The 26,293-nt window shown below is 68.6% G+C and carries 27 protein-coding genes and 1 pseudogene; 13 read left to right on the forward strand and 15 right to left on the reverse strand.

Annotated features, from left to right (window positions below; translation table 11 throughout):
- Window positions 1-129 precede the first annotated feature (129 nt).
- The gene (locus GGQ89_RS10920; protein ID WP_056438906.1) at window positions 130-1,329 is read left to right on the forward strand and encodes an MFS transporter; all 1,200 of its coding nucleotides are present in this window, start codon (window positions 130-132) and stop codon (window positions 1,327-1,329) included.
- Here GGQ89_RS10920 and GGQ89_RS10925 read toward each other — a convergent pair.
- The 6 genes from GGQ89_RS10925 to GGQ89_RS10950 all read right to left on the reverse strand — a co-directional run bounded on the left by GGQ89_RS10925 (window position 1,283) and on the right by GGQ89_RS10950 (window position 4,974).
- Window positions 1,283-2,506, reverse strand: coding sequence for a dipeptidase (locus tag GGQ89_RS10925; protein ID WP_184105792.1), 1,224 nt, complete (start codon window positions 2,504-2,506; stop codon window positions 1,283-1,285). The genes GGQ89_RS10920 and GGQ89_RS10925 overlap by 47 nt on opposite strands.
- Window positions 2,500-2,778, reverse strand: a complete 279-nt coding sequence (locus GGQ89_RS10930) for an acylphosphatase (protein ID WP_184105793.1) — start codon at window positions 2,776-2,778, stop codon at window positions 2,500-2,502. Before GGQ89_RS10930 ends, GGQ89_RS10925 begins: the two co-directional genes overlap by 7 nt.
- Window positions 2,779-2,845: 67 nt before the next feature.
- Entirely contained in the window at window positions 2,846-3,469 is a 624-nt protein-coding gene (locus tag GGQ89_RS10935; RefSeq protein ID WP_042486983.1) for a MarC family protein, read from the reverse strand.
- 4 nt (window positions 3,470-3,473) lie between these two features.
- Complete coding sequence (gene folD, locus GGQ89_RS10940; protein WP_184105794.1) at window positions 3,474-4,364, reverse strand: bifunctional methylenetetrahydrofolate dehydrogenase/methenyltetrahydrofolate cyclohydrolase FolD; 891 nt, start codon at window positions 4,362-4,364, stop codon at window positions 3,474-3,476.
- Entirely contained in the window at window positions 4,361-4,663 is a 303-nt protein-coding gene (locus GGQ89_RS10945) for a DUF167 domain-containing protein (protein ID WP_184105795.1), read from the reverse strand. Before GGQ89_RS10945 ends, folD begins: the two co-directional genes overlap by 4 nt.
- On the reverse strand, window positions 4,663-4,974 hold the full coding sequence (locus GGQ89_RS10950; RefSeq protein ID WP_056438920.1) for a YggT family protein: 312 nt from the start codon (window positions 4,972-4,974) through the stop codon (window positions 4,663-4,665). Before GGQ89_RS10950 ends, GGQ89_RS10945 begins: the two co-directional genes overlap by 1 nt.
- A 121-nt stretch (window positions 4,975-5,095) precedes the next feature.
- Here GGQ89_RS10950 and GGQ89_RS10955 point away from each other — a divergent pair, with 121 nt between their 5' ends.
- Window positions 5,096-6,940, forward strand: a complete 1,845-nt coding sequence (locus GGQ89_RS10955) for an AsmA family protein (RefSeq protein WP_184105796.1) — start codon at window positions 5,096-5,098, stop codon at window positions 6,938-6,940.
- A gap of 43 nt (window positions 6,941-6,983) precedes the next feature.
- Here GGQ89_RS10955 and GGQ89_RS10960 read toward each other — a convergent pair whose 3' ends face one another.
- Window positions 6,984-7,961 carry an NAD(P)H-dependent glycerol-3-phosphate dehydrogenase gene (locus GGQ89_RS10960; RefSeq protein ID WP_184105797.1) on the reverse strand — a complete coding sequence of 326 codons (978 nt, stop codon included), beginning with the start codon at window positions 7,959-7,961 and terminating at the stop codon, window positions 6,984-6,986.
- Window positions 7,958-8,983 (reverse strand): tRNA (adenosine(37)-N6)-threonylcarbamoyltransferase complex transferase subunit TsaD, encoded by a 1,026-nt coding sequence (tsaD, locus tag GGQ89_RS10965; protein ID WP_184105798.1) that lies wholly within the window; start codon window positions 8,981-8,983, stop codon window positions 7,958-7,960. Before tsaD ends, GGQ89_RS10960 begins: the two co-directional genes overlap by 4 nt.
- Window positions 8,984-9,048: 65 nt before the next feature.
- On the opposite strand from tsaD, the gene hemC reads away from it, so the two are divergent.
- The 6 genes from hemC (at window position 9,049) to GGQ89_RS10995 (ending at window position 14,741) form a co-directional block, all read left to right on the forward strand.
- Window positions 9,049-9,960: a hydroxymethylbilane synthase gene (gene hemC / locus GGQ89_RS10970; RefSeq protein WP_184105799.1), complete on the forward strand. Its 912-nt coding sequence runs from the start codon at window positions 9,049-9,051 to the stop codon at window positions 9,958-9,960.
- A gap of 4 nt (window positions 9,961-9,964) precedes the next feature.
- Window positions 9,965-10,648, forward strand: coding sequence for a uroporphyrinogen-III synthase (locus GGQ89_RS10975; RefSeq protein ID WP_184105800.1), 684 nt, complete (start codon window positions 9,965-9,967; stop codon window positions 10,646-10,648).
- Window positions 10,645-11,589, forward strand: coding sequence for a hypothetical protein (locus GGQ89_RS10980; protein WP_184105801.1), 945 nt, complete (start codon window positions 10,645-10,647; stop codon window positions 11,587-11,589). Before GGQ89_RS10975 ends, GGQ89_RS10980 begins: the two co-directional genes overlap by 4 nt.
- A gap of 64 nt (window positions 11,590-11,653) precedes the next feature.
- Entirely contained in the window at window positions 11,654-13,294 is a 1,641-nt protein-coding gene (locus GGQ89_RS10985; protein WP_184105802.1) for an MASE1 domain-containing protein, read from the forward strand.
- Window positions 13,294-13,893 (forward strand): response regulator transcription factor, encoded by a 600-nt coding sequence (locus tag GGQ89_RS10990; protein ID WP_184105803.1) that lies wholly within the window; start codon window positions 13,294-13,296, stop codon window positions 13,891-13,893. The genes GGQ89_RS10985 and GGQ89_RS10990 overlap by 1 nt, the downstream gene beginning before the upstream one ends.
- A 77-nt stretch (window positions 13,894-13,970) precedes the next feature.
- Window positions 13,971-14,741, forward strand: a complete 771-nt coding sequence (locus tag GGQ89_RS10995; RefSeq protein WP_206362741.1) for a hypothetical protein — start codon at window positions 13,971-13,973, stop codon at window positions 14,739-14,741.
- Window positions 14,742-14,892: 151 nt separating this feature from the next.
- On the opposite strand, the gene GGQ89_RS11000 is transcribed toward GGQ89_RS10995, so the two are convergent.
- A complete protein-coding gene (locus tag GGQ89_RS11000; protein ID WP_184105804.1) occupies window positions 14,893-17,208 on the reverse strand; it encodes a DNA translocase FtsK in 2,316 nt (771 codons plus the stop codon).
- A gap of 137 nt (window positions 17,209-17,345) precedes the next feature.
- Between GGQ89_RS11000 and GGQ89_RS11005 the strand changes: the two genes are divergently transcribed.
- Both GGQ89_RS11005 and GGQ89_RS11010 read left to right on the forward strand, forming a co-directional pair.
- Window positions 17,346-18,560 (forward strand): UbiH/UbiF/VisC/COQ6 family ubiquinone biosynthesis hydroxylase, encoded by a 1,215-nt coding sequence (locus GGQ89_RS11005; protein WP_184105805.1) that lies wholly within the window; start codon window positions 17,346-17,348, stop codon window positions 18,558-18,560.
- A 207-nt stretch (window positions 18,561-18,767) separates the two neighbouring features.
- Window positions 18,768-19,331 carry an MAPEG family protein gene (locus GGQ89_RS11010; RefSeq protein WP_184105806.1) on the forward strand — a complete coding sequence of 188 codons (564 nt, stop codon included), beginning with the start codon at window positions 18,768-18,770 and terminating at the stop codon, window positions 19,329-19,331.
- 50 nt (window positions 19,332-19,381) lie between these two features.
- On the opposite strand, the gene GGQ89_RS11015 is transcribed toward GGQ89_RS11010, so the two are convergent.
- From GGQ89_RS11015 to gltX, 4 genes are all read right to left on the reverse strand, one after another.
- On the reverse strand, window positions 19,382-19,549 hold the full coding sequence (locus tag GGQ89_RS11015; RefSeq protein WP_076714270.1) for a Trm112 family protein: 168 nt from the start codon (window positions 19,547-19,549) through the stop codon (window positions 19,382-19,384).
- Window positions 19,546-20,151: an LON peptidase substrate-binding domain-containing protein gene (locus GGQ89_RS11020; protein WP_056438944.1), complete on the reverse strand. Its 606-nt coding sequence runs from the start codon at window positions 20,149-20,151 to the stop codon at window positions 19,546-19,548. The genes GGQ89_RS11015 and GGQ89_RS11020 overlap by 4 nt, the downstream gene beginning before the upstream one ends.
- A gap of 4 nt (window positions 20,152-20,155) precedes the next feature.
- Complete coding sequence (locus GGQ89_RS11025; protein WP_056438947.1) at window positions 20,156-21,052, reverse strand: tetratricopeptide repeat protein; 897 nt, start codon at window positions 21,050-21,052, stop codon at window positions 20,156-20,158.
- Between the two features lie 87 nt (window positions 21,053-21,139).
- On the reverse strand, window positions 21,140-22,465 hold the full coding sequence (gene gltX / locus GGQ89_RS11030; RefSeq protein WP_184105807.1) for a glutamate--tRNA ligase: 1,326 nt from the start codon (window positions 22,463-22,465) through the stop codon (window positions 21,140-21,142).
- Between the two features lie 97 nt (window positions 22,466-22,562).
- On the opposite strand from gltX, the gene GGQ89_RS11035 reads away from it, so the two are divergent.
- On the forward strand, window positions 22,563-23,498 hold the full coding sequence (locus GGQ89_RS11035) for a ribose-phosphate pyrophosphokinase (protein ID WP_184105808.1): 936 nt from the start codon (window positions 22,563-22,565) through the stop codon (window positions 23,496-23,498).
- 243 nt (window positions 23,499-23,741) lie between these two features.
- Here GGQ89_RS11035 and GGQ89_RS11040 read toward each other — a convergent pair whose 3' ends face one another.
- Together GGQ89_RS11040 and GGQ89_RS11045 are read right to left on the reverse strand one after the other, a co-directional pair.
- Complete coding sequence (locus GGQ89_RS11040) at window positions 23,742-24,074, reverse strand: pilus assembly protein PilZ (protein WP_184105809.1); 333 nt, start codon at window positions 24,072-24,074, stop codon at window positions 23,742-23,744.
- A gap of 26 nt (window positions 24,075-24,100) precedes the next feature.
- Complete coding sequence (locus GGQ89_RS11045; RefSeq protein ID WP_244955779.1) at window positions 24,101-24,667, reverse strand: sterol desaturase family protein; 567 nt, start codon at window positions 24,665-24,667, stop codon at window positions 24,101-24,103.
- 177 nt (window positions 24,668-24,844) lie between these two features.
- Here GGQ89_RS11045 and sucC point away from each other — a divergent pair, with 177 nt between their 5' ends.
- Together sucC and GGQ89_RS11055 are read left to right on the forward strand one after the other, a co-directional pair.
- Complete coding sequence (gene sucC, locus GGQ89_RS11050) at window positions 24,845-26,044, forward strand: ADP-forming succinate--CoA ligase subunit beta (RefSeq protein ID WP_056438953.1); 1,200 nt, start codon at window positions 24,845-24,847, stop codon at window positions 26,042-26,044.
- Between the two features lie 154 nt (window positions 26,045-26,198).
- A pseudogene (locus GGQ89_RS11055) lies at window positions 26,199-26,293 on the forward strand (electron transfer flavoprotein subunit beta/FixA family protein); the annotation flags it as partial.

A 26,293-nucleotide genomic window follows, 5' to 3' on the forward strand; every position in this document is an offset into this window, starting at 1 on the left:
TTTTGGCCTGAGTGCCCCCGCGGGAAAGCCGTGTGTTTCGCCTTTTACCCTGCAAAATCAGTATGTCGGACCGGCGGGTGGTTGCGCCTTCTGCTGCGGTGCAACATATGGGTGGCGAAAGGATTTTCCATGGCCCGGACATTTCCCCCCGGCATCGTCCATACCGCGCTGGCGGTGGGCGGCTTTGCGATCGGCACGACCGAGTTCGCGGCGATGAGCCTGGAGCCCGATCTGGCGCGCGGCCTCGGCATCGATGCGCCGACGGCGGGGCATGTCATCAGCGCCTATGCGCTGGGCGTGGTGGTGGGGGCACCGCTCCTGGCGGTGCTGTCGGCCAAGCTGGCGCGGCGCACGCTGCTGATCGCGTTGATGCTGATGTTCGCGGCGGGCAACGGCCTGTCGGCGATGGCGCCCGATTATCACTGGATGCTGTTCTTCCGATTCCTCAGCGGGCTGCCGCACGGGGCCTATTTCGGGATCGCCGCGCTGGTCGCGGCCTCGCTCGTCCCTGAGTCGCGGCGGACGGTGGCCGTCGGGCGGATCATGTTGGGCCTGACGGTCGCGACGGTGATCGGCGTGCCGCTGGCGCAGATGCTGGGCCAGTGGCTCAACTGGCGCTGGGTGTTCGGTGTCGTCGCGGCGCTGGCGCTGCTGACCGCGACGCTGGTCGCCATCGCCGCGCCGCACGACCGGCCCGACGAGGGCGCGAGCATCCGTCGCGAACTCGATGCGCTGAGCAAGGGGCAGGTCTGGCTGACGCTCGCCATCGGGGCGATCGGCTTTGGCGGCATGTTCGCCGTCTATACCTATCTGGCGGCGACGCTGACCGAAGTGACGGGCGCGTCGACCGCGATGATCCCGCTGGTGCTGGCGGTGTTCGGGCTGGGCATGACGATCGGCAATATCGTGGTCCCGCGCTTCGCCGACCGCGCGCTGATGCCGACCGCCGGGGGCTTGCTGCTCTGGTCGGCGGCGATGCTGGCGCTCTATCCGCTGGCGGCGGGCAGCCTGTGGACGATCCTGCCCATCGTCTTTGCGATCGGGCTGGGCGGAGCATTGGGCACCGTGCTCCAGACGCGGCTGATGGACGTGGCGGGCGAAGGACAGGGGCTCGCCGCCGCGCTCAACCATTCGGCGTTCAACACGGCCAATGCCATCGGCCCCTGGGCGGGTGGGTTGGCCATCGCCAACGGGTTGGGATGGACCTCGACCGGCTATGTCGGATGCGGGCTGGCGCTGGGCGGGTTCGTGATCTGGCTGATCGCGATGCGCTTCGGTGGGACTAGCGCGCCAGCGGATCGATCGAATCGCCCGGTGCTGTCGCACTGAGGCTTTGCGCCACCGCCTCGACCCGCTCCATCACGCGCAGGATATTGCCGCTGGTCAGGGCCATCAGGTCCGCATCGCTCCAGCCGCGCCGGACCAGTTCGGCCAGCACCAGCGGATAGCCGTCGACGCCGGTCATCCCCTCCGGCCCGGTGCCGTTGATCCCGTCATAATCGCCGCCAAAGCCCACCGCCCCGCGTCCCGCCACGCGGGCGATATGCTCGATATGATCGGCGACCATCGCCGCCGTCACGTGCGGGGCGGGGTGGCTGGCGTCCCAGGCAATCAACGGCGCTGGCGCGCGCGGGCCATAGATGTTGGCGACCACGCCGACCGACCTGGCATAGGCGGTGCGGCCGGCATCCCAGGCCCGCCATTCGCTCGACAGGAAGGCGGGATAGCAATTGACCATCACCACCCCGCCGCCCACGCCGATCCGGCGGAGCAGCGCGTCGGGAATGTTACGCGGCGCATCGGCCAAGGCGCGGGCATCGGAGTGCGAGGCGATGACGGGCGCCCGGCTGGTATCCAGCACCGCCGCCATCGTCGCGTCGGAAACGTGCGCGACATCGACCATCATGCCGATCCGGTTCATCTCGGCCACCACCGCACGACCAAAGGGGCTGAGCCCGTTGGCGAGTGGAGCATCGGTCGAGGAATCGGCCCAGGCCAGGCTGCGGCCATGAGTCAGCGTCAGATAGGCGACGCCCAGTGCCTTGTACTGGCGCAACACCGACAAGCGCCCGTCGATCTGATGCCCGCCCTCGACCCCGATCAGCGAGGCGACCCGGCCCGCGCGCGCGACCCGGCGGATATCTGCCGCGGTGCGCGCCATTGCGAGCCGGGTCGGATGGGCGGCGGCCAGGCGGTGGACACGGTCGATCTGCTCCAGCGTCATCTCGACCGCGCGCGGGCCGGTGACATCGGCGGGAATCCAGACCGACCAGAACTGCCCGCCGACCCCGCCGCGTTCGAGGCGGGGCAGATCGGTCTGAAGCGGATGGGGCAGGGCGGCGGTGCCGGTCGCGAGCGAAGGAGACTCGGGCGAAAGGTCGGAGTCCCGCAACTCCCAGGGCAGGTCGTTATGCCCGTCGACGATCGGTGCGCGGGCCAGGACCGACTCGACCCGCCGCGTAATGGCTGGATCCGCGGCCTGGGCGAGGAGTAGGGCGATCAGCATGTCGGCCGCTGCTCGAATCGGGTTAGCAGAGGGTCGATGGCCTGCTCGATCGTCTCGACCCGGTCGACTCGCGCAGCGGGCGGTCCCGATTCGGCCTCGGCCACGATCCGTGCCACCGCGTCCTCCGGCCCCTGCACCACCGCCTCGACCGTGCCGTCCGTACGGTTGCGAACCCAGCCGGTCAGCCCCGAGGCCGTCGCGCGCCCGAGGAGCCAGTAACGATATCCGACGCCCTGTACGCGCCCGGTGATGCGAAGATGACGACCGATCATGCCCGCGATTGTCGCGCGGGAGGGTGGGAAAGGGAAGGTCCCGATCCTCCCGGCATGGGGAGCGGGATCACTTCAGGCTGGCGGTCACCCCGTCGATCACGAACTGCACCGCCAGCGCGGCGAGCAGCACGCCCAGCACGCGGGTGATCACCGCCTCGATCTTGGCGCCCAGCAGCCGCATCAACGGCCCCGCCGCCAGCAGCGCAACGAGCGTCAGCAGCAGGATCGACACCATCGCGCCCAGCACCACGATCGAGGCTTGAAGTCCCGAATTGCGGCTCATCAACAGCATGACGGTCGCGATCGAGCCCGGCCCGGCGATCATCGGCATCGCCATGGGGAAGATCGACACATCCTCCGCCTCGTGCGGATCGTCGGCGACCTTGGCCGCGCGGTCCTCGCGCCGCTGGGTGCGCTTCTCGAACACCATCTCCAGTGCGATCAGGAACAGCATGATGCCGCCCGCGATGCGGAACGCCGCCATCTCGATGCCCAGGCCATGCAGCAGCGCTTCGCCGAACAGGGCGAAGACGAACAGAATGACCGAGGCGACCATGACCGCGCGGATCGCCATCGCCCGGCGATGCTGCGGCGTCGCCCCCGCCGAGAGGCCCGCATAAATGGGGGCGCAACCCGGCGGATCGATCACCACGAAGAAGGTGATCAGCGAGGAGATATAGAGTTCGAGCACGGCCTTACAGCGCCGTCTGGTCGATCGCGACGCCCTCGCGGCGTCCCGCCGAAACCAGGGTGTTGCGTAGCAGGACCGCGATCGTCATCGGCCCGACGCCGCCCGGCACCGGGGTGATCGCGCCCGCCCGCTGCGCCGCCGTGTCATATTCGACATCACCGACCAGACCCGTCTCGGTGCGGTTGATGCCGACATCGATGACGCTGGCGCCGGGCTTGATCCACTCGCCCTTGACCAGGCCGGGCACACCCACCGCCGCCACGACGATATCGGCGCGACCGACCACCTCGGCCAGGTTGCGGGTGCGGCTGTGCGCGACCGTGACCGTGCAGCTTTCACCGAGCAACAGCTGCGCCATGGGCTTGCCGACGATGTTGGAGCGGCCGACGACCACCGCGTCCATGCCCGACAGGCTGGGGTGGATGCTCTTGAGCAGCATCAGGCAGCCGAGCGGGGTGCAGGGGACGAAGCCCTCGCTGCCCGTCGCCAGCCGTCCGGCGTTGACCGGGTGGAAGCCGTCGACGTCCTTGTCGGGATCGATCGCCTGGATCACCGCCTGCGCGTCGATCTGGCCCGGCAGCGGCAGCTGGACGAGGATGCCGTCCACCGTGGGATCGGCGTTCAATTGCTCGACGAGCGCCAGCAGCGTCGCCTGGTCGGTATCGACGGGCAGGCGATGCTCGATGCTCTCCATGCCCGCCTCGCGCGTCGCCTTGCCCTTGGAGCGGACATAGACGCTGGAGGCGGGGTCCTCGCCGACCAGCACGACCGCCAGGCCGGGCGCGCGGCCTGCCTGTTCGCGGAACGTGGCTACCTGGGTGGCGATGCGGGTGCGGAGGCCGGCGGCGAACGCCTTGCCGTCGATGATCGTGGCGCTTGGGGTCTCTGGGGTCATGGCCGATCGCCATAAAGCGCCTGGGCGATACGCGCCAGTATGTGCGGGTCTCCGGCGACATGCAGACGCTTCAATCGTGCGGTATCACCCGCGACGATGCTGACCGCGCGCTTGGGCACCCCGAAATGATTGGCGACCAGCGGGATCAGCGCCGCATTGGCCGCGCCGTCGACCGGCGGTGCCGACAGGCGCGCGGCGAAATGCTCTTCCGTGCCCGCACTCAGCGCATCGCGACCGCCGCGCGGCGTGACCCGGACCGCGATCCGAATCCCGTCATCGCTGGCCGTCCAGGCGGGCATCAGCCGACGACGACCGCCCCCCCGTACATCGCATTGGCGATCGCGGTGTCGAGGATCTTGCCCAGGATGATGACCGCCAGCAGCACGACCATCGGCGACAGGTCGAGCGCGCCGAAATCGGGCAGGATGCGCCGGATCGGGCGATAGAGCGGATCGGTCATCTTCTGCAGCGCGTACCAGACCGAACGGATGAAATCATTCGAGGTGTTGATGACGTTGAACGCGATCAGCCAGGACAGGATCGCCTGCACGATGATGATCCACCAGACGACATTGAGCAGAATCTGAAGGATCTGAAGGATGAGGACCAACGTCAGGGCTCCCGAATACGGATTTCGCCATATCTAGGGTAGGACGCGCTTGGGGGCAATAATCGTGCGTGGCGATCCTGACGCAGGCGGAACGAAGCCCCCGGTCGCGCGTCCCATCATCATGATACAGGATAGGGGATGGCCGCGCTGGACGCGGGGCATGGTGGCGCTGCTGATCGGGTTGCCCCTGCTTTTTCTGCTGATCCTGGCGGTGTTTCCCTGGGGGCTCCTGCGCGACGCGGTGTGCCGCGCGGCGACCGAGCGGTTCGGGCGGCCGGTGACCATCGGGTCGGTCCACCGGGTCGACGGCATCGGCTTTCATCCGACCATCGCGGTCGAAGACCTGAAGATTCCGCAGGCCGGTTGGGCCGGTCAGGGCGATTTCGCGGCGGTAAAGCGGGCGGAAATCCGCTTTTCGGTCTGGCCGTTGCTGCGCGGTGCTTTCGTCCCGGAGGATATTCGCGTGTCCGGGCTTCGCCTGGCGCTGGTCCGCGACAGGCAGGGCCGCACCAACTGGTCACGCCCCGGCGAACCCGAGGAAGGCGGCAGCGCGACCGATCTGCAGGGGCTGACCGTCACCGATGGCGTGGTCAGCTATCGCGACGCCAAGGAGGATCGGCAGGCGGTGCTGAACGTCGCCGCCGACCCGGATCGCGGCGTGCGGGCCGAGGGTGAGGGCAGGGTGCGCGGCGCGCCCGTCCGCATCGCCTTTGCCGGCGCGGCGGTGAAGCCCGGCCGCTGGCCCTTCACCGCCGACATCACCGGCGAGCAGCTGGTGATGAAGGCGGTCGGCACGATGGATCGGCCACTCGACACCGATGCGATGACGCTGGACCTGACGGCGAAGGCCGACGACCTGAAGCGGATCGATGCGGTGATCGAGGCGGGGCTGTTCCAGACCCGCCCGGTCCAGCTGACCGCGCATGTCCGCCACGAACGCCCGCGCTGGACCATCACCGATCTGAAGGGACGGATCGGCCGTTCCGACCTGAGCGGGCGGCTGACCGTCGACAAGAAGGAAGGCCGCACGCGGCTGGACGGCGAGGTGACGGCGGGACAGCTCGATTTCGACGATCTGTCGTCGGCGCAAGGGCGTGCCGAGGCCGCCGCGCTCGAACGCCGGATCGGACCGCGACTGGTGCCCAATACGCGGATCGATATCGGCAAGATCGATACGACCGACGGGACCATCCGCTTCAAGGTCGGCCGGGTGGTCAGCGCGCAAGGTCCCTCACCGATCACCGGGCTGGCCGGGCGGATGACGATGGACCATCAGTTGCTGACCATCGGCGACATCCGCATGTCCTTGCGCGAAGGCGTGGTGACGGGCCAGGCGGTGATCGACCAGCGGAACGGGGCGAAGGTGCCGAAGCTGTCGGTCGACCTGCAGCTGCGCGGGGCGAGCGTGTTGTCGCTGTCGGGCGAGACACGGATCACAGGCCATGTCGGCGCGCGCGCCAAGCTGGCGGGTGTAGGCGAGACGGTGCGCGCGGCGATCGGGCGCGCGAATGGCCGCATCGGGCTGGTCGTCGCCAACGGGACCTTGCCTGATCGTTATGCGACGGCGCTGGGCTTCGACGCGGGCGCGGCATTCATGGGCGACAGCGGCAAGGCGACCCTGCGCTGCCTGGTGCTGGGGGTGGACATGACGAACGGCACGGGCCGCGCCGATCCGCTGATCGCCGATACCTCGCGCAGTCGGTTGGACGGGACGGGGACGGTCCATTTCCCCGACGAACGACTGGCGCTGCGGCTGACCGGCGCGCCGAAACAGGGGGCGACGCTGAGGCTGGCGGGGGCGGCCACGGTAACGGGCACGCTGCAAAAGCCCGATCTGGTGATCCCCAAGGAGGTGAAGTCGGTCGGCAATATCTTCAAGTCGATCGGCCGCGCGATCACTGGCGATACCGGGCCGAAGGCGCAGAACGCGGCCTGCGGGGCGCTGGCGCGGCAGGTGTTGCGGTAAGTTGCCCGCCCAACCTCCGTTCGGCCTGAGCGAAGGGATGGGTTTATTGGCCTTCCGCTTTCAGCGGCCGCGCCAGCAGCGCCCCGATCACTTCACCCACGGCCGCGCCCTCCAGCAACCGGCACACCGCCTCGCACACCGGCATGTCCACACCGGCCTCCGCCGCCGCCTGTCGCAGCACGGGCGCGGTGAACGCTCCTTCCGCCACGGTCCGCCGATCGGCCAGCAATTCCACCGCCGAGCGCCCCTGCCCCAGCCCGACGCCCAGCGAGAAATTGCGTGAGGCGGTCGACGAACAGGTCAGCACCAGATCGCCCAGCCCCGACAGGCCCGCCAGCGTCTCCGCCCGGCCGCCGCGCGCGAGGCCAAACCGCGTCATCTCGGCAAAGCCGCGTGCGATCAGCGCGGCGCGGGCATTCTGGCCCAGCCCCGCACCCTCCACCACACCACAACCGATGGCGAGCACATTCTTGATCGCGCCGCCAATCTCTGCGCCCGTCACGTCGTCGGTGGCATAGGGCCGGAAATGCGGCGCCGCGAGGCGCGCGGACAGGGCCTTGCGCAGCTCCGGTTCCTCGCACGCCAGCGTCACCGCCGTCGGCAGCCCCGCCGCCACCTCATACGCGAAGGTCGGGCCGGACAGCACCGCGATCGGCGCGTCGGGGTGGATCGCCCGCGCGACCTCGCCCACCAGCCGCCGGGTCCCCGCCTCGATCCCCTTGGAGCACAGCACCAGCGGCTTGGGGCCCACCGGCATCGTCGCCAGCACCGCGGCCACCGCCTGCGCGGGCGTGACGACCAGCAGCGCATCCATCTCGGCCATCGCCGCCGGATCGCTGACCGCCTCGATGCTCGGCGACAATGCGATGTTCGGCAGATAGAGCGGGTTGGCGTGCGTCGTGTTGATCGCCTCGGCCACCGCCGGATCGCGCGCCCAGAGCCGCACCGGCCTACGCCCATGCGCCGCCACCTGCGCCAGCGCGGTGCCCCAGGCGCCTGCGCCGATCACTCCGATCTTCATGCCTTCACCCCCGCGCCGCGCACTGCTTCCGCCGCCGGATCGAGCGGCCAGCGCGCCCGTGCCGGCGTGTCGAGCGGATCGGTCAGCCCTTCGCGGAACCGCTCCACGCCCGCCCAGGCGATCATCGCGGCATTGTCGGTGCACAGCCAGAGCGGCGGCGCGACGAAGCGCAGGCCATGCTCGGCGGCGAGCCCTTCCAGCGCCCCCCGGATCACGCCGTTCGCGGCGACCCCGCCCGCGACCACCAGAGCGGTGACCGGGGGCACATTTGCGAGTGCGCGGCGGGTGCGGTCGAGCAGGCAGTCGACCACCGCCTGCTGGAACGAGGCGGCAATGTCCTCGGGCGAATGATGCCCGACCGCACGCGCCACCGCGCTCTTCAGCCCAGCAAAGGAGAAATGCGGCTCGGCCGAACCCTTGAGCGGCCGGGGCAGCGGCACCGCATGGGGGTCGCCCTCGCGCGCCGCCGCCTCGACACGCGGGCCGCCGGGATAGCCGAGACCCAGCAGCTTGGCGGTCTTGTCGAACGCCTCGCCTGCCGCATCGTCTATAGTGGTCGCCATCCGTCGATAGCGTCCGACGCCCTCGACCAGCAGCAGCTGGCAATGCCCGCCCGAGACGAGCAGCAGCAGGTACGGATAAGCCAGTTCGCGATCCGACAGGCGCGGCGACAGGGCATGGCCCTCCAGATGGTTGACCGCGATCAACGGCTTGCCTGCCGCATGCGCCAGCGCCTTGCCGGTCACGAGGCCGACCATCACCCCACCGATCAGCCCCGGCCCCGCCGTCGCCGCGATCGCGTCGACATCGGCCAGCGTCACCCCCGCATCGGCAAAGGCGGCAGCGACCAGCGGCTCCATCGCCTCGACATGCGCGCGCGCGGCGATTTCGGGGACGACGCCGCCGAAGGGGGCGTGCGCCGCCTCCTGCCCCAGCAGCCGGTGCGCCAGCACGCGGCCGTCATCGGTGACAAGCGCGGCGGCGGTCTCGTCGCACGAGGATTCCAGTCCCAAGATCAGCATGACTTCCCCATACCCGTCCGTTGCCAACTTGTCGAAGGGGGGCTTGATGCGGCAAAGGCAGACGCATGGTTCGTTTCCGGCTCGGTACGCGCGGTTCGCCGCTGGCCCTCACCCAGGCGCATATGGTGCGCGCGGCGCTGGCAAACGCACAGGGGTGGAGCGAGGACGCGGTTCAGATCGTGCCGATCAAGACCACCGGCGACCGGGTGCAGGACCGCGCGCTGGCCGAGATCGGCGGCAAGGCGCTGTGGACCAAGGAACTGGACCGCGCGCTGTACGATCGCGAGATCGACGCCTCGGTCCATTCGATGAAGGATGTCGAGACGATCCGGCCCGACTGGCTGCATATCGCCGCGATGCTGCCGCGCGCCGATGTCCGCGACCGGCTGATCGGCGCGGAGACCATTGCCGAGCTGCGCCCCGGCGCGGTGATCGGCACCAGCAGCCCGCGCCGCCGCGCCCAGATGCTGTCGCACCGGCCCGACCTGACCATCACCCTGCTGCGCGGCAATGTCGACACGCGCCTGGCCGCGGTGGCGAACGGCGATGTCGACGCGACGCTGCTCGCCGCCGCCGGGCTCGACCGGCTGGGGCGCGAGGTCGGCCAGCCTGTTCCCACCGACCAGATGCTGCCTGCGCCTGCGCAAGGCGCGGTCGGAATCGAGACGCGCGCCGACGATGCCGCCGCAACCATGTTGATCGCCTCGATCGACCATGCCGAGACCCATGCCTGCGTGATGGCCGAGCGCGCGCTGCTCGCCGCCTTGCAGGCCGATTGCCACAGCCCGGTCGCGGCGCTCGCCTCGCTGGCGGGCGAGATGCTGACCCTGCGCGCCGAATTGCTGGCCGAGGACGGATCGTCGCGGGTCAGCGGCTGGGTCGAGGGGGGGCTCGACGAGGAACTGGGCGCGCGGCTGGCGGTCGATCTGCTCGAACGCGCGGCCCCCGAAGTGCGCCGCCTGTTCGCCGGGGGCTGAGCCCGTGGCGGTCGTCGTCGTCCGGCCCGAACCCGGCCATGGCGCGACGATCGCCGCCCTGCATGCGGCGGGGCTGGACGCCATGTCGCTGCCGCTGTTCGCGGCGCATGCGGTCGCGTGGACGGCACCGGCGGCCGAGACGTTCGATGCGCTGCTGTTCACGAGTGCCCAGGGCGTCCGGCTGGCGGGTCCGGCGCTCGATCCGCTGCGCCACAAGCCCGTGATCGCGGTCGGCCCCGCCACCGCTGCCGCCGCGCGCGAGGCCGGGCTGTCGGTGGTGCTGACCGGTACGCAGGATGCCGCGTCGGTCGTCGCCCAAGCGCAGATGCAAGGATATGCACGGCTGCTTCATCCGGCGGGGCGTGATCGGGTCGAGACGGGGGCGATGACCTGCATCGTCTATGCCGCCGATCCCGTGGCGGTGGAGGTGTCCGCGATCCACGCCCTGGCGGGGCAGATCGTCCTGCTTCACTCCGCCCGCGCCGCCGCGCGGCTGGCCGAGCTGGTCGGGCAGGCGGGCCTGTCCCGCGCCGCCGTCTCGCTGGTGGCGATCAGCGCCAAGACGGCGGCGGCGGCGGGCCCGGGATGGCAGGCGGCCGTCATCGCCACGGCCCCGCGCGACGATGCCATGGTGGCGGCCGCGCAGGCGTTGACCCGAGCCGCCGCCACGGAGATAAGCGGGGCATGAACAATTTCGCGCCTTCCGACCGACCGCCGACGCGCGGCCCCCGAAAGGGCGCGATCATCGCGCTGGTCCTGATCGCTTTTGTCGCCGGTATCCTGCTGATGGCCTATGCCATGCGCAACCTGTCCTGGTTCAACGCCAATGGCACCGCGACGCAGGCCGTCACCGCCAAGCCCGGCGGCACCGTCAAGGAAACGCCGCGTACCGATCCCATGGCGCTGGCCACGCGCGAGGCGCAATTGGCCGCGCAACTCGCCGCGCTGGAGACGCGCGCCGCGACGCTGTCCACCGACGCCACGGCGGCGGGCGCGCAGGCGGGCCGCGCCGAGTCGATCCTGGTCGCCGCCGCCGTGCGCCGCGCGGTCGATCGCGGCCAGCCGCTCGGCTATCTGGAAGAGCAGCTGCGCACCCGCTTCGGCACCAGCGAGCCGCGCGCCGTCTCCGTCCTGATCGTCACCGCGCGCCAGCCGGTGACGCTGGAAACGCTGCGGCAGGGGCTCGATACGCTGGCCCCCGATCTGGTCGTCAGCGGCGGCAATGGCTGGTGGGAAGGGCTTCGCCAGGAACTGGCGCGCCTGATCGTCATCCGGGAGGCCAATGCCCCCTCGACCAACCCGACCGACCGACTGGCGCGCGCGCACCGCCTGCTCGACGGCGGACAGGTCGATGCCGCCCGGGCCGAGGTCGCGCGCCTGCCCGGTGCCGCCGCCGCGCAAGGCTGGCAACAGGCCGCCTTTCGCTATGTCCGCGCGCGCCAGGCGCTCGACCTGATCGAGAATGCCGCGCTCGTCACCCCGCCCGCGCCGCCCCCGGCACCGATCGTGACGACCCCGGTACCGGGCACTCCGCCCGCCGACACGGCCGACACCACCACGGCCCAGACGAACCCACAGGATAATCCACAGGCTTCTCCACAGACGGCACCAGCCGCGCCGACCATCTAAAACACTGTCCATCCGGGAAATTCCCGGATGCCGATCGCCAGGCGCCCGGTACAGACAGATTGCGATGACGGCGCCGCTCAGCCCCTCTTTTGCTTCCCGGCCCGCTGCCCCTGAGCCTCTCGACACGCGCGGCCTGCGGATGTTCCGGCCCCGGCGGCAGGACTGGTTGGCGCTCGCCTTCTATGCGGTGGGGTTCGCCGTCCTGCACCGGCTGGCGGCCTATTGGGGCGGCAGCGGTTTCTATTCGCTCTGGTTTCCGGCGGCCGGGCTGCGGCTCGCTCTGCTGTGGCGGCTGGGGCCTCGGCTGACCCCGGCGATCGCGCTGGTCGAGATCGCGGTCGACGTCATCCTGACCCCGGCGGTGCTGGAGGGCATGCCCTGGACGGTCGCGATCTGGGGCATTGCGCGCCCGGTGCTGGCTTACGGCGCGACGGTTGCGGCCATCGGCTGGCTGGCGGAGCGGCGGGGGGCGGCCTTGCTGACCGCGCCGATGCCGCTGGGGTTGGCGCTGGTGCTCGCTCCGCTGGCGGCGGTGTTGAGCGCGGTGCCACAGGCGCTGACCAGCCCCGAACTGACCGGCGTATCCAGCCCGCGCGAGGTGATCGTGTCGCTCGCCGCTTTTGCGGTCGGCGATCTGCTCGGCACGCTTTTCATCGCGCCGCCGCTCCTGTGGATCGCCGATGCGGTGTCGGGCCGGGCCCGCTGGCGCTGGCCGCTGCCCTCGCTGCTCGCGGCTGTGGAGACGGCGGGGGTATTGGGGCTGGGCATCGGCCTTGCCCGGCTGCTCGACCAGGCGGGGCTGGGGATGCAGCCCGCGCCGGTGCTGGTCGCGGTGGCGTGGATCGGGTTGCGCTTCGGCCGTGCCGCCGCCTGGGGGGCGCTGCTCGTCGTGGTGCTGCGCGTCCTGCCCGACACGGCGGGCGCGATGGACACGCCCGAGCGGTTGCAGCGGCACCTGGCGCTCGCGACCATCGTCGTCACGGGCTATCTGGCGGGCAGCTTCGCCGATGCGCAGGCCACCGCACGCGCCATGCTGGAGCGGCGCGACCGGCTGCTCTTCCAGGCCGAACGGCTGAAGACGCTGCGCGCCATGTCGGTGGCGGTGATCCATGAGGTCAGCCAGCCGCTGTCCACGCTGGCGATCGAGGCGCGCCACCTGCACCAGCTGACCGCCGGGCGGGGGGACGAGATCGCGGACGGTGCGGCGCTGATCGATCGCAAGGCGGAGCATCTGGCGACGCTGATCCGACGCCTGCGCCGGTTCGGCGGCCATGCCGAAGGCGCGCCGCAGCCGCTGGCGCTGACCGCGCTGGTCGACATGGTGGCGACACTGGCCCAGGCCGAGGCGCGCGAGGCGGGCGTCGCCCTCGTCATCGCGCCGGTCGACCCGGCCTGGCAGGTGATGGCGCAGGAGGTCGAGCTGGCACAGGCGGTGATGAACCTCGTCCGCAATGCGGTGCAGGCCGCGCAGGGCGATGCCGATCCCCATCCCGTCACGTTGGACGTCACCGCCGACGAGACCCAGGCCGTGATCCATGTCATCAATCGCGCATCCGCCCGGCCGGTCGCGCGCGACGGCATGGGGATCGGCACCCATGTCGCCCGCGCCATCGTCGAGGCGCATGGCGGCACCCTGACCCGGATGCATGGGCCGGACGGCATGGTCCATGCTGCCCTGTCGCTTCCCCTGATCGAGACCCGCTGATGCCCCTTCGTTCGCCCGATCCCCTGGCCCCCGCCACCGTGCATGTGCTGGACGACGATGCCGATCTGGGGGCGGCGGTCGCGCGGATGCTGACCCGGCAGGGTTTCGTCGCCAAGGCTTTTGACGATCCCGCCGCGCTGCTGGCCGCCTATCCCGGCCAAGCCGCCCATGCCGTCGTCACCGATGTGATGATGGGCGAGTGGCACGGCTTCGACTTTGCCGAGCGGCTGCGCGCGCTCGATGCCCATGTCGCCATCCTGTTCATGACCGCCTGGCCGAACACGGCGCATGCGGTCGATTCGGTCCGGCTGCATGGCGGCGTCGATTATCTCGACAAGCCCATCGACGAGGCACGGCTGTGTGCGTCGTTGCGCGACGGCGTCGCCTGGTCGACGGCGAGTCGCGCGACCGCCCGGCGGCTGGGCGAGCTGTCGCCGCGCGAACGGCAGGTGTTCGACCTGATGGTGCAGGGCCATGGCAACAAGGCGATGGCCGGGCTGCTCGGCCTGTCGCCCAAGACGATCGAGGATCACCGGGCGGCGGTGTTCCACAAGACCCAGACGCAAAGCGTGGCGCAGCTGATCGCGCTGTCCCGCTAAATCCGCTTGCGGTGAAGCGAGGAGCCGGGCGCGGGCGGGGTGCGTTGACCGGGATCGATGCTGTCGGAGGTTCTGCCGTGATTCGTCCCGCATTCCGCATGACCCGCTGGCTGGCGGGTGCGCTGGTCCTGCCGCTGGCCGCCTGTGGCGGGGGCGGCGAGCCGGAGCGCAACATGGTGACGGCCGTCCCCTCGCCGGACGCTGAGGCGACACCGGCAGTCGAGCCGACCCGCGCCACCCTGCCCGCGCCGATCAAGACCGGCGCCACCCGCGCCCCGGATGCGGTCCTGTCCTGCTCGGCCGAGCGTGGGCAGGCGGCGGCGCAGCGGCTGGTGAAGATCTGCACCTCGGTCTCACCCGCCACCCATCCGCCCTGCAATGCGGTCAACAGCTGCGCGATCATCGAGGACGAGATCGCCCGGTCCTGTGCACTGATGGGCGATGACGCAGGCAAAACGCCCGGCTGCGCGGTCGATCCCAACAGCGATGCGGCGGCGGCCGATGTCGTCCGCCGTTATTATTCGGCGATCAACGCACACGACTATAGCACCGCCTGGACGCAATGGGGCCCGGACGGCCGCCCCGGCCAGCGTTTCGCCGATTTTCAGAAGGGCTTTGCCAATACCCGCGCGACCAGCGTGACGATCGGCAAGCTGGCCCCCAGCGAGGGCGCGGCGGGGTCGATCTATGCGACCGTGCCGGTGACGGTGAATGCGCAGCTCGACGATGGGCGGCAGCAGCGTTTCGTCGGGCAATATGTGGTGCGGCGGGTCAACGACGTGCCGGGGGCCAGTGCGGCACAGCTGCGGTGGCATATCGATTCGGCGACATTGAAGCCTGCGACCTGAGCTTCATCCAAGGCTATGGGAATGGCCCTCATGGCTAAGCGCGGGCCGTGCACTTCGACTTCGCTCAGTGTGAACGGGCGTGGGGGGACGACGGCTCCTCCCAACCTCCGTTCAGCCTGAGCGAAGTCGAAGGCCACGCCCCGGACTTCCCTTAAACCGGATGCCCCTCGGTATCGCGCAGCACCTCGCGCCGTCCGACATGGTCCGGGCGGCTGACGATGCCGTCCGTCTCCATCCGCTCGATCAGCCGCGCCGCCGAGTTGTAGCCGATGCGCAACTGCCGCTGGAGCCAGGAGGTCGAGGCCTTCTGGCTCTCGCACACCAGCTGGATCGCCGCGCGGTACTGCTGGTCCTCGGCCGTGTCTTCACCTGTGGGCGCGCCATCGAGCGCGAAGCTTTCGGCCGGTTCCTCGGTGACCGAGGAGATATAATCGGGCTGGCCCTGCGCGCGCCAATGGTCCGCGACGCGGTGCACTTCGTCGTCCGAGACGAAGGGGCCGTGGACGCGCACGATGCCCTTGCCGCCGGGCATGTAGAGCATGTCGCCGCGCCCCAGCAGCTGTTCGGCGCCCTGTTCGCCCAGGATGGTGCGCGAGTCGATCTTCGACGTCACATGGAAGCTGATGCGGGTCGGCAGGTTGGCCTTGATGACGCCGGTGATGACGTCGACCGACGGCCGCTGCGTCGCCATGATCAGGTGGATACCCGCCGCACGTGCCTTTTGCGCCAGGCGCTGGATCAGGAATTCGACTTCCTTGCCCGCCGTCATCATCAAATCGGCCAGCTCGTCGACGATCACGACGATCTGCGGCAGCGGTTCGTATTCGAGCTTCTCTTCCTCATAGACCGGCTGGCCGGTTTCGGGATGATAGCCGGTCTGGACCTTGCGGCCGAGCGGCTGGCCCTTGGACTTGGCCGCGCGCACCTTGTCGTTGAAGCTGGCGAGACTGCGCACGCCGACCGAGGACATTTGCCGATAGCGGTCCTCCATCGTCTCGACCGCCCATTTCAGCGCGCGGACCGCCTTGGCTGGATCGGTCACGACGGGCGACAGCAGATGCGGGATGTCGTCATACATCGACAATTCCAGCATCTTGGGGTCGATCATGATCATCCGGCACTGCTCGGGCGTCAGGCGATAGAGCAGCGACAGGATCATGCCGTTCAAGCCGACCGACTTACCCGAACCCGTCGTACCCGCGACCAGCAGGTGGGGCATGGGCGCGAGGTCGGCGACGACCGAGTCGCCCGCGATGTTCTTGCCCAGGATGATCGGCAGCTGCGCGGCCTGGTCGGCGAAGCTCTGCGACGCGACCAGTTCGTGGAGCGACACCATCTCCCGCTTGGGATTGGGCAGTTCGATGCCGATGACGTTGCGCCCCGGAATCACCGCGACGCGCGCCGAGATGGCCGACATGTTACGCGCGATATCGTCGGCCAGCGCGATGACGCGGTTGGCCTTGATGCCGGGCGCGGGCTCCAGCTCGTACATGGTGACGACCGGGCCGGGGCGGACCTCGACGATCGAACCCTGAACGCGGAAATCGTCGAGCACATTCTCCAGCAGCCGGGCATTGCGCTCCAGCGCCGCCTTGTCGATCTGTCCGGCGGGCGAGGGGGGGGCAGGCGTCAGCAGGTCCAGGCCGGGCAACTGATAGGGCGCATCGCGATCGGCCGCCGTCTTGGGCTTGGCGGGCGCGGGCGCGACCTGACGGTCGGCGATGACGGGGGCGGGGCGATCCTCGCGCACCGGCACCGCCTTGCGGGCCAGCGTCAGCGGTTCCTCATCCTCGTCGTCTTCGTCGTAAAGCGCCTCGTCCTCATCGTCCCAGGGCAGCGCCTCGCCATCCTCGCTCACCGCCCGGCGGCGGCGCAGGCGCGCCAGGCCGCGTTCGGCGATGTCGAGTTCCAGGCTGCGGCCCCAGATCAGCGCACCGCCCAGCCCGAAGGCCAGCCCGATCGCCACCGATCCCCAGGTCACGACCGCCGCCTGGCCCGAAAATTCCAGCGCCCAGCGGACGAGGCCCGCCACCGACAGCCCGATCACGCCGCCCCATCCCGCAGGCAGCGCCAGTACCGCCGAGTCGGACACGAAGGACAAGGCACAGGCCATCAGCGCAACGCCAAGCACCGCCTGGCGCAGCATCTTCACCCAGCGGCCCGCAGGACGGTCGCGCCACAACCGGGTCGCGATAATTGGACCGACCGGCAGGATCAGCGCCACGGCGGGGCCGAACAGGGTCAGCACGATATCGGCGATCCACGCGCCGGGATGCCCTATCCAGTTGGCCGGGGCCGCGCCCGAGGCGGTGTTGAGCGCAGGATCGCTTGCCCGGTAGCTGGCGAGCGCCAGCACCAGCATCAGCGTCACGGCAAACAGGATGAGCGCGGCGACCAGCGCACCGCTGCGCACCGCACCCGCCTTCACCGTCTCGCGCCATAAAACCGGCTGCGCGCGGCTGGCCATGGGTCTTGTCCTTCAGGAAGTCGCAAAAATCCGGGAAAAATCCCGGAAAATTCATCGCCTCTGACGGTTCCTACGTCAAGGCGCGGGGGGCGACACCCGCATTGTTTGCGACCGCGTGACGGTCTAGGAGCATTGACATGGATAGCGACGTCATCATCCTCGGCGGCGGCTTGGTCGGCGCGACTCTGGGTGTCGGTCTGGCCGCGCATGGCCTGTCTTCGATCATCGTCGATCCCGCCGATCCGGCGGTCGTGCTGGCCCCCGGCTTCGACGGGCGCGCCTCGGCGGTCGCCTCGGCCAGCTGGCGGATGCTGGACGCGATCGGCATCGGCGCGAAGCTGGCGGGCAAGGGCTGCGAGATCCGGCATATCCGGGTCAGCGACGGGCTGGAGCCGGGCAAGCTCGATTTCATCCCCGACGCCGATGACGGCGCGCTGGGCACGATGTTCGAGAACAAGCTGCTGCGCCGCGCGATCAACGAGGCCGCCAACGAAGCCGAGCTGGTCGATCTGCGGATGCTGACCCGCGCGACGCATGTCGAACGCGGCCCGGCGGGCGTCACCGCGACCTTGAGCGACGGCACCACCGTCCGCGCGCCGCTGCTGGTCGCCGCCGAAGGGCGTCAATCGCCGACTCGCGACGCGGCGGGAATCAAGGTCGCGCGCTGGTCCTATGATCACAAGGCGATCATCAGCGCCTTCCATCACCAAATCGCGCACGAGAATATCGCGTTCGAGATCTTCTACCCCAGCGGTCCTTTCGCGCTGCTGCCCCTGCCAGACGACGAGATCGGCCACCGCTCGGCGATCGTCTGGTCGGTGTCGGGGCGTGACGGCGATGGGATGCTGAAACTGTCCGACCGTGCCTTCCTGGCCGAGGCGGAAAAGAGCATGGGCGGGTTCCTGGGCAAGCTGAGCCATGCGAGCCCGCGCTCGGTCTATCCTCTGGGCTTCCATCGTGCCGCGACGATGACGGGCGAGCGGCTGGTGCTGGTCGGCGACTCGGCGCATGGCATCCACCCGATTGCGGGTCAGGGCGTCAATCTGGGCTATCGCGATGTCGCCGCCCTGGTCGAGGTGCTGGTCGAGGGCAAGCGCACCGGGCTGGACCTGGGCGATGCGGCCTTGCTCCAGCGTTATCAGCAGTGGCGTGGGCTCGACACGCTGATGGTGTCGGTGGCGACCGACGGCTTCAACCGCATCTTCAGCGTGCCCGGCAAGACCGCCAGCGCGGTCCGGCGGCTGGGCATCACCGCGATCGACCATATTCCGCCGCTGAAGAACCGCTTCATGGCCGAAGCGCGCGGTGAGACGGGGCAGTTGCCGCGCCTGTTGCAGGGTGTGCTGGTGTAAACCGGGCGGGCCGGTCCGAAGAGTATCAGGCCCTCCCCCAACCCCTCCTGCCTGCGGGAGGGGAGCGCTTGTTGGCTGGCCGTAAGCGCGCCTCATGCCACGCCCCTCCCGCAGGCGGGAGGGGATGGGGGAGGGAAAGCCACAAGGGACGCGCCTGTGATGACACCATATGGGATCCCAAAAGCCATATCCGGCGTTTCGCGCGTCATGATCCCCGGGCCTGACCATCCCACCCGTCCGCTCCGAACCCCGATCCGCGACCGCCGCCAGGCCGGTGTAGCCCGCGCCATGACAGCCGCATTGGCCGTAGTGGCGCTTGCCTTGTTGATCGGGTGGAGTGTCGGACCGACGCTTTCCCCCACCGACCGGATTTTACGCGCGGTGGCGGCATCCACGGTCGCCGCGCTCTGGCTGGCGGCGGCGATCGGGCATGTCGCGGCGCTGCGGTTCACATCACCCGCCGATATCGATGCGGCGGCCGGCGGGAGTCCCGATTCAGCGCAAGTCGCAATGGCGCAGGCGGTGCTGCGCAATACGCTGGAGCAGGTGGTGCTGGCGATCCCGGCCTATCTGGCGCTCGCCTGGGTGGTCGAGGGATCGGGGGCGATCATCCCGATGTTGGCCGGGCTGTTCTCCGTGGGGCGCACGCTGTTCTGGGCCCATTATGCGCGCGGCGCCGAGGCGCGGGCCTTCGGGTTCGCGCTGGGATTTTATTCCAGCGTCGCGGCGCTGGTCATCGTGCTGGTGGCATTGGTCGGGCGGCTGATCTGATACCCTCACCCCGTTCGCTCAGGCTGAACGGAGGGTGGAGGCGGCGGGGATCAGAGCTCCCGCGCTTCCTCGACCAGCATCACCGGCACCCCGTCACGGATCGGATAGGCGAGACCAGCCGCCTCCGACACCAGCTCCTGCGCCGCTTCGTCATAGCGCAACGGCGTCCGCGTCAGCGGGCAGACCAGCCGTTCGAGCAACCATGGGTCCAGGCTCATTGCAGCGTCACCCGATCCTCGCCGTCATGGCGACCAAAAAATTGCATCAACTGGATGATCAGCTCGGCACGCTGTTCCAGATCGGGGGCCTCCAGCAGCGCCTGCTTGGCCGCCACGTCGAACGGCGCGATCTGGGCGATGCCGTTGACCAGGCTCTCGTCGTCCAGCCGCCCGACCGCATCCCAGTCGACCGCATAGCCCTGAAGATCGGCGAAACGCTTCGATTCCTGCTCCAGCGAGGCGCGGCGGCCGAGCGACAGCAGATCCTCGTCGATCACCGGCAGCAGTTCGGCCTCGACCTGGCGGAAGGGCGTCGTCACCTCCAGCTCGCGGACGATGCGGAACAGCGATACGCCTTCGAGCACAAGGTTGTAGCGGCCATCCTCCATCGCCTCGACCTCGGCGATGCGGCCGACACAGCCCATCTGGTAGAGCGACGGCGTGTCGCCCTCGCCCGAGGGCTGGACCATGCCGATCCGCCGGTCGCGCGCCATCGCGTCGGAGACGAGTGCCCGGTAGCGCGGCTCGAAGATGTGCAGCGGAAGCGGCATCCCCGGAAAGAGGATCGCACCCGCCAGCGGAAAGATCGAGAGCCGCGCCATGTCCTTAGCCGAACAGGATGGCGGACAGGCGCCGCCGCTGCTGCGATACCCAGGGATCGGTCATGCCGACCACCTCGAACAGCTTGAGCAGCTGCTGACGTGCGGCATCCTCGTTCCAGCTGCGGTCGGCCGCGACGATATGGAGGAGGTTGTCGGCCGCGCCGTCACGGTCGCCCGCCGCCATCTGGGCGTTGGCCAGCGCGAACCGCTTTTCGTGATCGTCGGGGCTGGCCGCGACCTCGGCCGCAAGCCCCGCATAGTCCGCCGCCGGTGGAGCGGACCGCGCCAGCGACACGGTCGCGATGGCGCGGTGGATGGCGGGATCGTTGGCCAGGCCTTGTGGCAGCGCCTCGGTCGCGGCTTCGGCTTCCTCGATGCGTCCTGCACCCAGCAGCGCACGGATATGCCCCGACAGCACGGCGGGATGCTCCGGCGCCATGTCGAGCAGCTGCTGGAAGATCGACACCGCGCGCTCGGCGTCACCGGCCTCCAGCACTTCCTCGCCCATCGCGATCAGCGGTTCCAGCTCGGCCGCCGCGTCCGCCGCCTCCGACTGGATCGGCAGCTGCTTGAGCAGCTGGTCCAGCATGGTGCGCAGCGCGCTTTCGGTACGCGCGCTGGTCAGGTCGGCGACCAGCTGGCCCTGGAACATCGCATAGACGGTCGGGATCGAGCGGATCTGGAATTGGTTGGCGATGAACTGGTTCTTGTCGGTATCGATCTTGGCCAGCACGACGCCCTTGTCGGCATAGGCCTCCGCGACCTTCTCCAGCGTCGGGCCCAGCGCCTTGCACGGCCCGCACCATTCCGCCCAGAAGTCCAGGATGACCAGCTTGGTCATCGACGGCTCGACGACATCGCGGCGGAAGGCGGTGACGGCTTCCTTGTCGGCGGGCGACATTCCCAACGTGGCCAAAAGACGCTCCTTTACGTGTTGCTAGGCCCTATGTGGGCGAGGCGGGGCGGTAATGAAAGGTGGGCGCGTAAATCAGCCGTTCAGCCGTGCGATCGTGCGGTCGCGCCCGATCAGCGGCAGCAGCGCGGCCATGTCCGGCCCCTGCGCCCGACCGGTCAGCGCCAGGCGCAGCGGCAGGAACAGCGCCTTGCCCTTTCGCCCGGTCGCGTCCTTCAAGGCGGCGGTCAGCGCGGCCCAAGGATCGCCCGTCCAGTCGATCTGCCCCGCGACCTCGGCCGCCTGCGCCAGATAGGCGCGGTCGTCCTCGGCAGGCTCGGGAGCCTCAACCGGTCCCTCGATCACCTGCCACCAGTTGGCGGCCTCCGCGACGATGTTGAGATTGGGGCGCACCGCCTCCCATTCCGCCACACCCATACCGGTCGGCAGCCGGTCGGCGACGGCCTCGAACGGCGTCTGGTGGAGGATGCGCGCGTTCAGCTGCGCCAGTTCCGCTTCGTCGAACCGCGCGGGCGCCCGGCCGAAGCGGGAGAAATCGAACCCGGCGATCAGCGGGGCCATGTCGGCGACCGGCTCGACCGGATCGCTGGTTCCGATGCGGGCGAGGAGTGCGCGCACCGCCTGCGGCTCGATGCCGATCTCGCGAAAGTGATCGACCCCCAGCGAGCCGAGTCGCTTGGACAGCTTGCCCTCATTGCCGGTCAGCAGCGCGGCATGGGCGAAGCGCGGCAGCTCGGCACCCAGCGCCTGGAACATCTGAATCTGGAGCGCGGTGTTGGAGACGTGATCCTCGCCACGCACCACCTGGGTCACGCCCATGTCGATATCGTCGATCACCGAGGGCAGCATATAGAGCCATGTCCCATCGGCGCGGCGGATCACCGGATCGCTCATCGTCGCAGGGTCGAAGCGCTGGGGCCCGCGCACCGCATCGTCCCATTCGATGGGCGCGCCATGATCCAGCTTGAACCGCCAGTGTGGGCGAACGCCTTCGCTCTCCAGCGTGGTACGGTCCTCCTCGGTCAACGACAGCGCGGCGCGGTCGTACACCGGCGGCAAGCCGCGCCCGAGCTGAATCTTGCGCTTCAGGTCGAGTTCCTGCGCGCTCTCATAGGCGGGGTACACATGGCCGCCCGCGACCAGCTCGGCGAAGCGCGCCTCGTACAGAGCGAAACGCTGCGACTGGCGTACTTCGCTATCGGGGATCAGGCCCAGCCAGGCCAAATCCGCCCGGATCGCATCCACATAGCGTTCCTCGCTGCGCTCGGCATCGGTATCGTCGATGCGCAGCAGGAAGCGCCCGCCAGCCTTTTGCGCATACATCCAGTTGTGCAGCGCGGTGCGGATATTGCCGACATGCAGCCGCCCGGTGGGCGAGGGAGCGAAACGGGTCACGGTCATGAGCGCCGCCATAATCGGGGAATCACCTTTGCGCTATTGTGACAGCGCGATTAAAGGGGCCGCGACTACGGGCTGTCTGCGGGGACGGGGTACGACCATGAAATTGATGACCGGCAATTCCAATCTGCCGCTGGCGAAGGCGGTTTCCTCCTATCTGGAGGTGCCGTTGACGGAAGCACTGGTGCGCCGCTTCGCCGATGAGGAAATCTTCGTCGAGATTCAGGAAAACGTCCGCGGCGAGGACGTGTTCGTGATCCAGTCGACCGGCTATCCGGTCAACGACAACCTCATGGAACTGCTCATCATGATCGACGCGCTGAAGCGCGCGTCGGCGCGGCGCATCACGGCGGTGATTCCCTATTTCGGCTATGCGCGCCAGGATCGGAAGCCCGGACCCCGCACGCCGATCTCGGCCAAGCTGGTCGCCAACCTGATCACCGTCGCGGGCGCCGACCGCGTCCTGTCGGTCGATCTCCATGCCGGTCAGATTCAGGGATTCTTCGATATCCCGACCGACAATCTCTATGCCGCGCCGGTCATGTCGGCGGACATTCTGGCGCGCTTCAAGAACGACAACCTCATGGTCGTCTCGCCCGACGTCGGCGGCGTCGTCCGTGCCCGCCAGCTTGCCAAGCGGCTGAACAACGCGCCGCTCGCCATCGTCGACAAGCGCCGCGAGCGCGCGGGCGAGTCGGAGGTGATGAACATCATCGGTGACGTGGAAGGGCGCTTCTGCATCCTGATCGACGATATCGTCGACTCGGCGGGCACGCTGTGCAACGCGGCCGCCGCTTTGCGCCAGGCGGGGGCGGAAGACGTCGTCGCCTATGTCACCCACGGCGTGCTGTCGGGCGGCGCGGTGGCGCGAGTCGATGGCTCGGAACTGCGCGAGTTGGTCATCACCGACTCGATCGGCAATCACGAGTCGATCAACACCACGGGCAAGATCCGCCACCTGCCGATCGCTCCGTTGCTGGGCGAGGCGATCAAGCGCATCGCGGATGAGACCAGCGTGTCGAGCCTGTTCGATTGATGGTTGGACGGGCGCAGCCGCGTGTGTTTCGCTTGCGGCGAGCCCCCACCCCAAACCCCTCCCTCCGGGAGGAGGGGCTAAGAAGGCGCAAGACGATAGACCTTGGCACGCCCCTCCCGCAGGCGAGTTTCAGGTCGGTCATGCCGCCGGCATGACCTAAACGATGCGGGGCATCGTTTACCTGAAACTGGGATGGGGGAGGGTTGGACCTGGGCGAGACGCTCCTGGCTTACCCTAAAATTCTCAGCGATTTCCCAGCGCGACGATATGCTCGAACACCGCCGGGTGGAGCGGCTTCGAGCAAGCGCAGCCATATTTGAAGCGGTCACGCCAAGCGATCACCGCCTCCAGCGGGGCGAGGCCCGGCAGGGTCAGCCAGACGATCGTACCCGGCCACAGGGTGAAGCTGGTCTCGGCCCGAAAGCCCTCGGACGACAGGTCGACGACGTCGATCTCAAACCGGGTCTGGCCCTTGTCGCGCAGATGGGCGCGCATGCGCACCGCATGGCGCAGCGACCGGCGAAGGTCCTGGCCGGGAACGGGCTCGAAAGGCGGTGTGAAGACCGGTTTTTCCATGACGCTCCCCTCTTCGCTGAACAAGGTTACTTTTCCGTCAACAGGGCATCCTGACGCTCGGCCCCGACACGCTCCTGCGCACCCGCAGGCCGCCGCACGCCCGCCCGTGCGCGCTTCTTCAGTTCCGCCTTCAGATCCTCGGGCCGCGGCGCGACCAGAAAGCCGAAGCTGACCGTGCCTTCCTTCGTCTCGACGACATGGTGCAGCCGGTGCGCCTGGATGATCCGCTTCATATAATCGGACTTGGGCAGATAGCGGGTCGGCAGCCGCTTATGGACGATGATGTCGTGAAAGCCGAAATAGATCGCGCCATAGGCCGCGATTCCCGCCCCGATCCAGGTGAAGCCCGGCCACCATCCCAGCTGCACCCCGCCCAAGATCATTACGAAGGACGGAACCGCGAAGATCGCCGCATAGAGATCGTTCAATTCCCAGTTGCCGGTGCGCGGCCGGTGATGGCTCTCGTGCAGGAACCAGCCGGGGCCGTGCATGATCCAGCGGTGGGCCGCATAGGCGAACCCCTCCATGAAGATCACGGTGCCGAGAAACAGAAGGATGCCGAAAGCCCAGTTCATCGGGTCATCATAACGCATTTGCGATAAATTTGCTTCCTATTCCGTTGGTCGCGTCAAGGGATCGCCCCGACCACCCCTGAAAAGCATTTGAGATGCATTTGCATTAACGCCGTTTCGGGGTGGATTTGTCCGTCAGCCTGTGCTTTAGCCACACCCAATTTCCCTAGAACCACCCGAGAGGCGGAAGGCTAGCGCATGAACATCCACGAATATCAGGCCAAGGAATTGCTCGCCAAGTTCGGCGTGCCCGTCCCCGCCGGCTTCGCCGCGATGACCGTCGAGGAGGCCGTCGAGGCATCGTCCAAGCTCCCCGGACCGCTCTACGTCGTCAAGGCGCAGATTCATGCGGGCGGCCGCGGCAAGGGCAAGTTCAAGGAACTCGGCCCCGACGCCAAGGGCGGCGTCCGCCTGGCCAAGACCGCCGAGGAAGTCCGCGCTGCCGCCACCGACATGCTGGGCAACACGCTGGTCACCATCCAGACCGGCGAAGCGGGCAAGCAGGTCAACCGCCTGTACGTGACCGACGGCGTCGACATCGCGAAGGAATTCTACCTCGCGCTGCTCGTCAACCGTGCGACCGGCCGTGTCTCGATGGTCGCCTCGACCGAAGGCGGCATGGACATCGAGACCGTGGCGCATGACACGCCCGAGAAGATCCACTCGATCGACATCGACACCGCGACCGGCTTCATGCCGCATCACGGCCGCGCCGTCGCCGCCGCGCTCGAGCTGACCGGCGACCTCGCCAAGCAGGCCGCCAATGTCGCGTCGAAGCTCTACGCCGCGTTCCTGGGCACCGATGCCGAGCAGATCGAGATCAACCCGCTTGCCGTCACCGAAGACGGCAAGCTGATGGTGCTCGACGCCAAGGTCGGCTTCGACGGCAACGCCATGTTCCGTCATAAGGACCTGATGGAACTGCGCGACACCACCGAAGAAGACGCGATGGAGCTGGAGGCGTCGAAGTACGACCTGGCGTACATCAAGCTCGACGGCGACATCGGCTGCATGGTCAACGGCGCCGGCCTCGCCATGGCGACGATGGACATCATCAAGCTGAACGGCATGTTCCCGGCCAACTTCCTCGACGTCGGCGGCGGCGCGAACAAGGAGAAGGTCACCGCGGCGTTCAAGATCATCCTGAGCGATCCGGCGGTGAAGGGCATTCTGGTCAACATCTTCGGCGGCATCATGCGCTGCGACATCATCGCCGACGGCATCGTCGCGGCGGCGAAGGAAGTGAACCTGCAGGTTCCGCTGGTCGTCCGCCTCGAGGGTACGAATGTCGAGAAGGGCAAGGAAATCCTCGCCAATTCGGGTCTCGCCATCGTCCCCGCCAACGATCTGGGCGATGCCGCCAAGAAGATCGTGGCCGAGGTTCAGAAGGTCGCGTAATTCGCGCCTTCGGCCCTGACGGACCGATTATAAAGGGGCTCGGGCGGAAACGTCCGGGCCCCTTTCTCGTTGGTCGGGCGTAACTCTTGCGATGCGGTCGCAAGCCCGCCAAAGACGGCGGCATGATGGGCTAACCAGCCGGGAAGGAATCGCGATGAAGATCGTCGTGCCCGTGAAGCGGGTGTTGGATTATAACGTAAAGCCGCGCGTGAAGGCGGACGGGACGGGCGTCGATCTGGCGAACGTGAA

Origin of the sequence: Sphingomonas yabuuchiae (assembly GCF_014199595.1) — a bacterium.
Taxonomy (GTDB): domain Bacteria; phylum Pseudomonadota; class Alphaproteobacteria; order Sphingomonadales; family Sphingomonadaceae; genus Sphingomonas; species Sphingomonas yabuuchiae.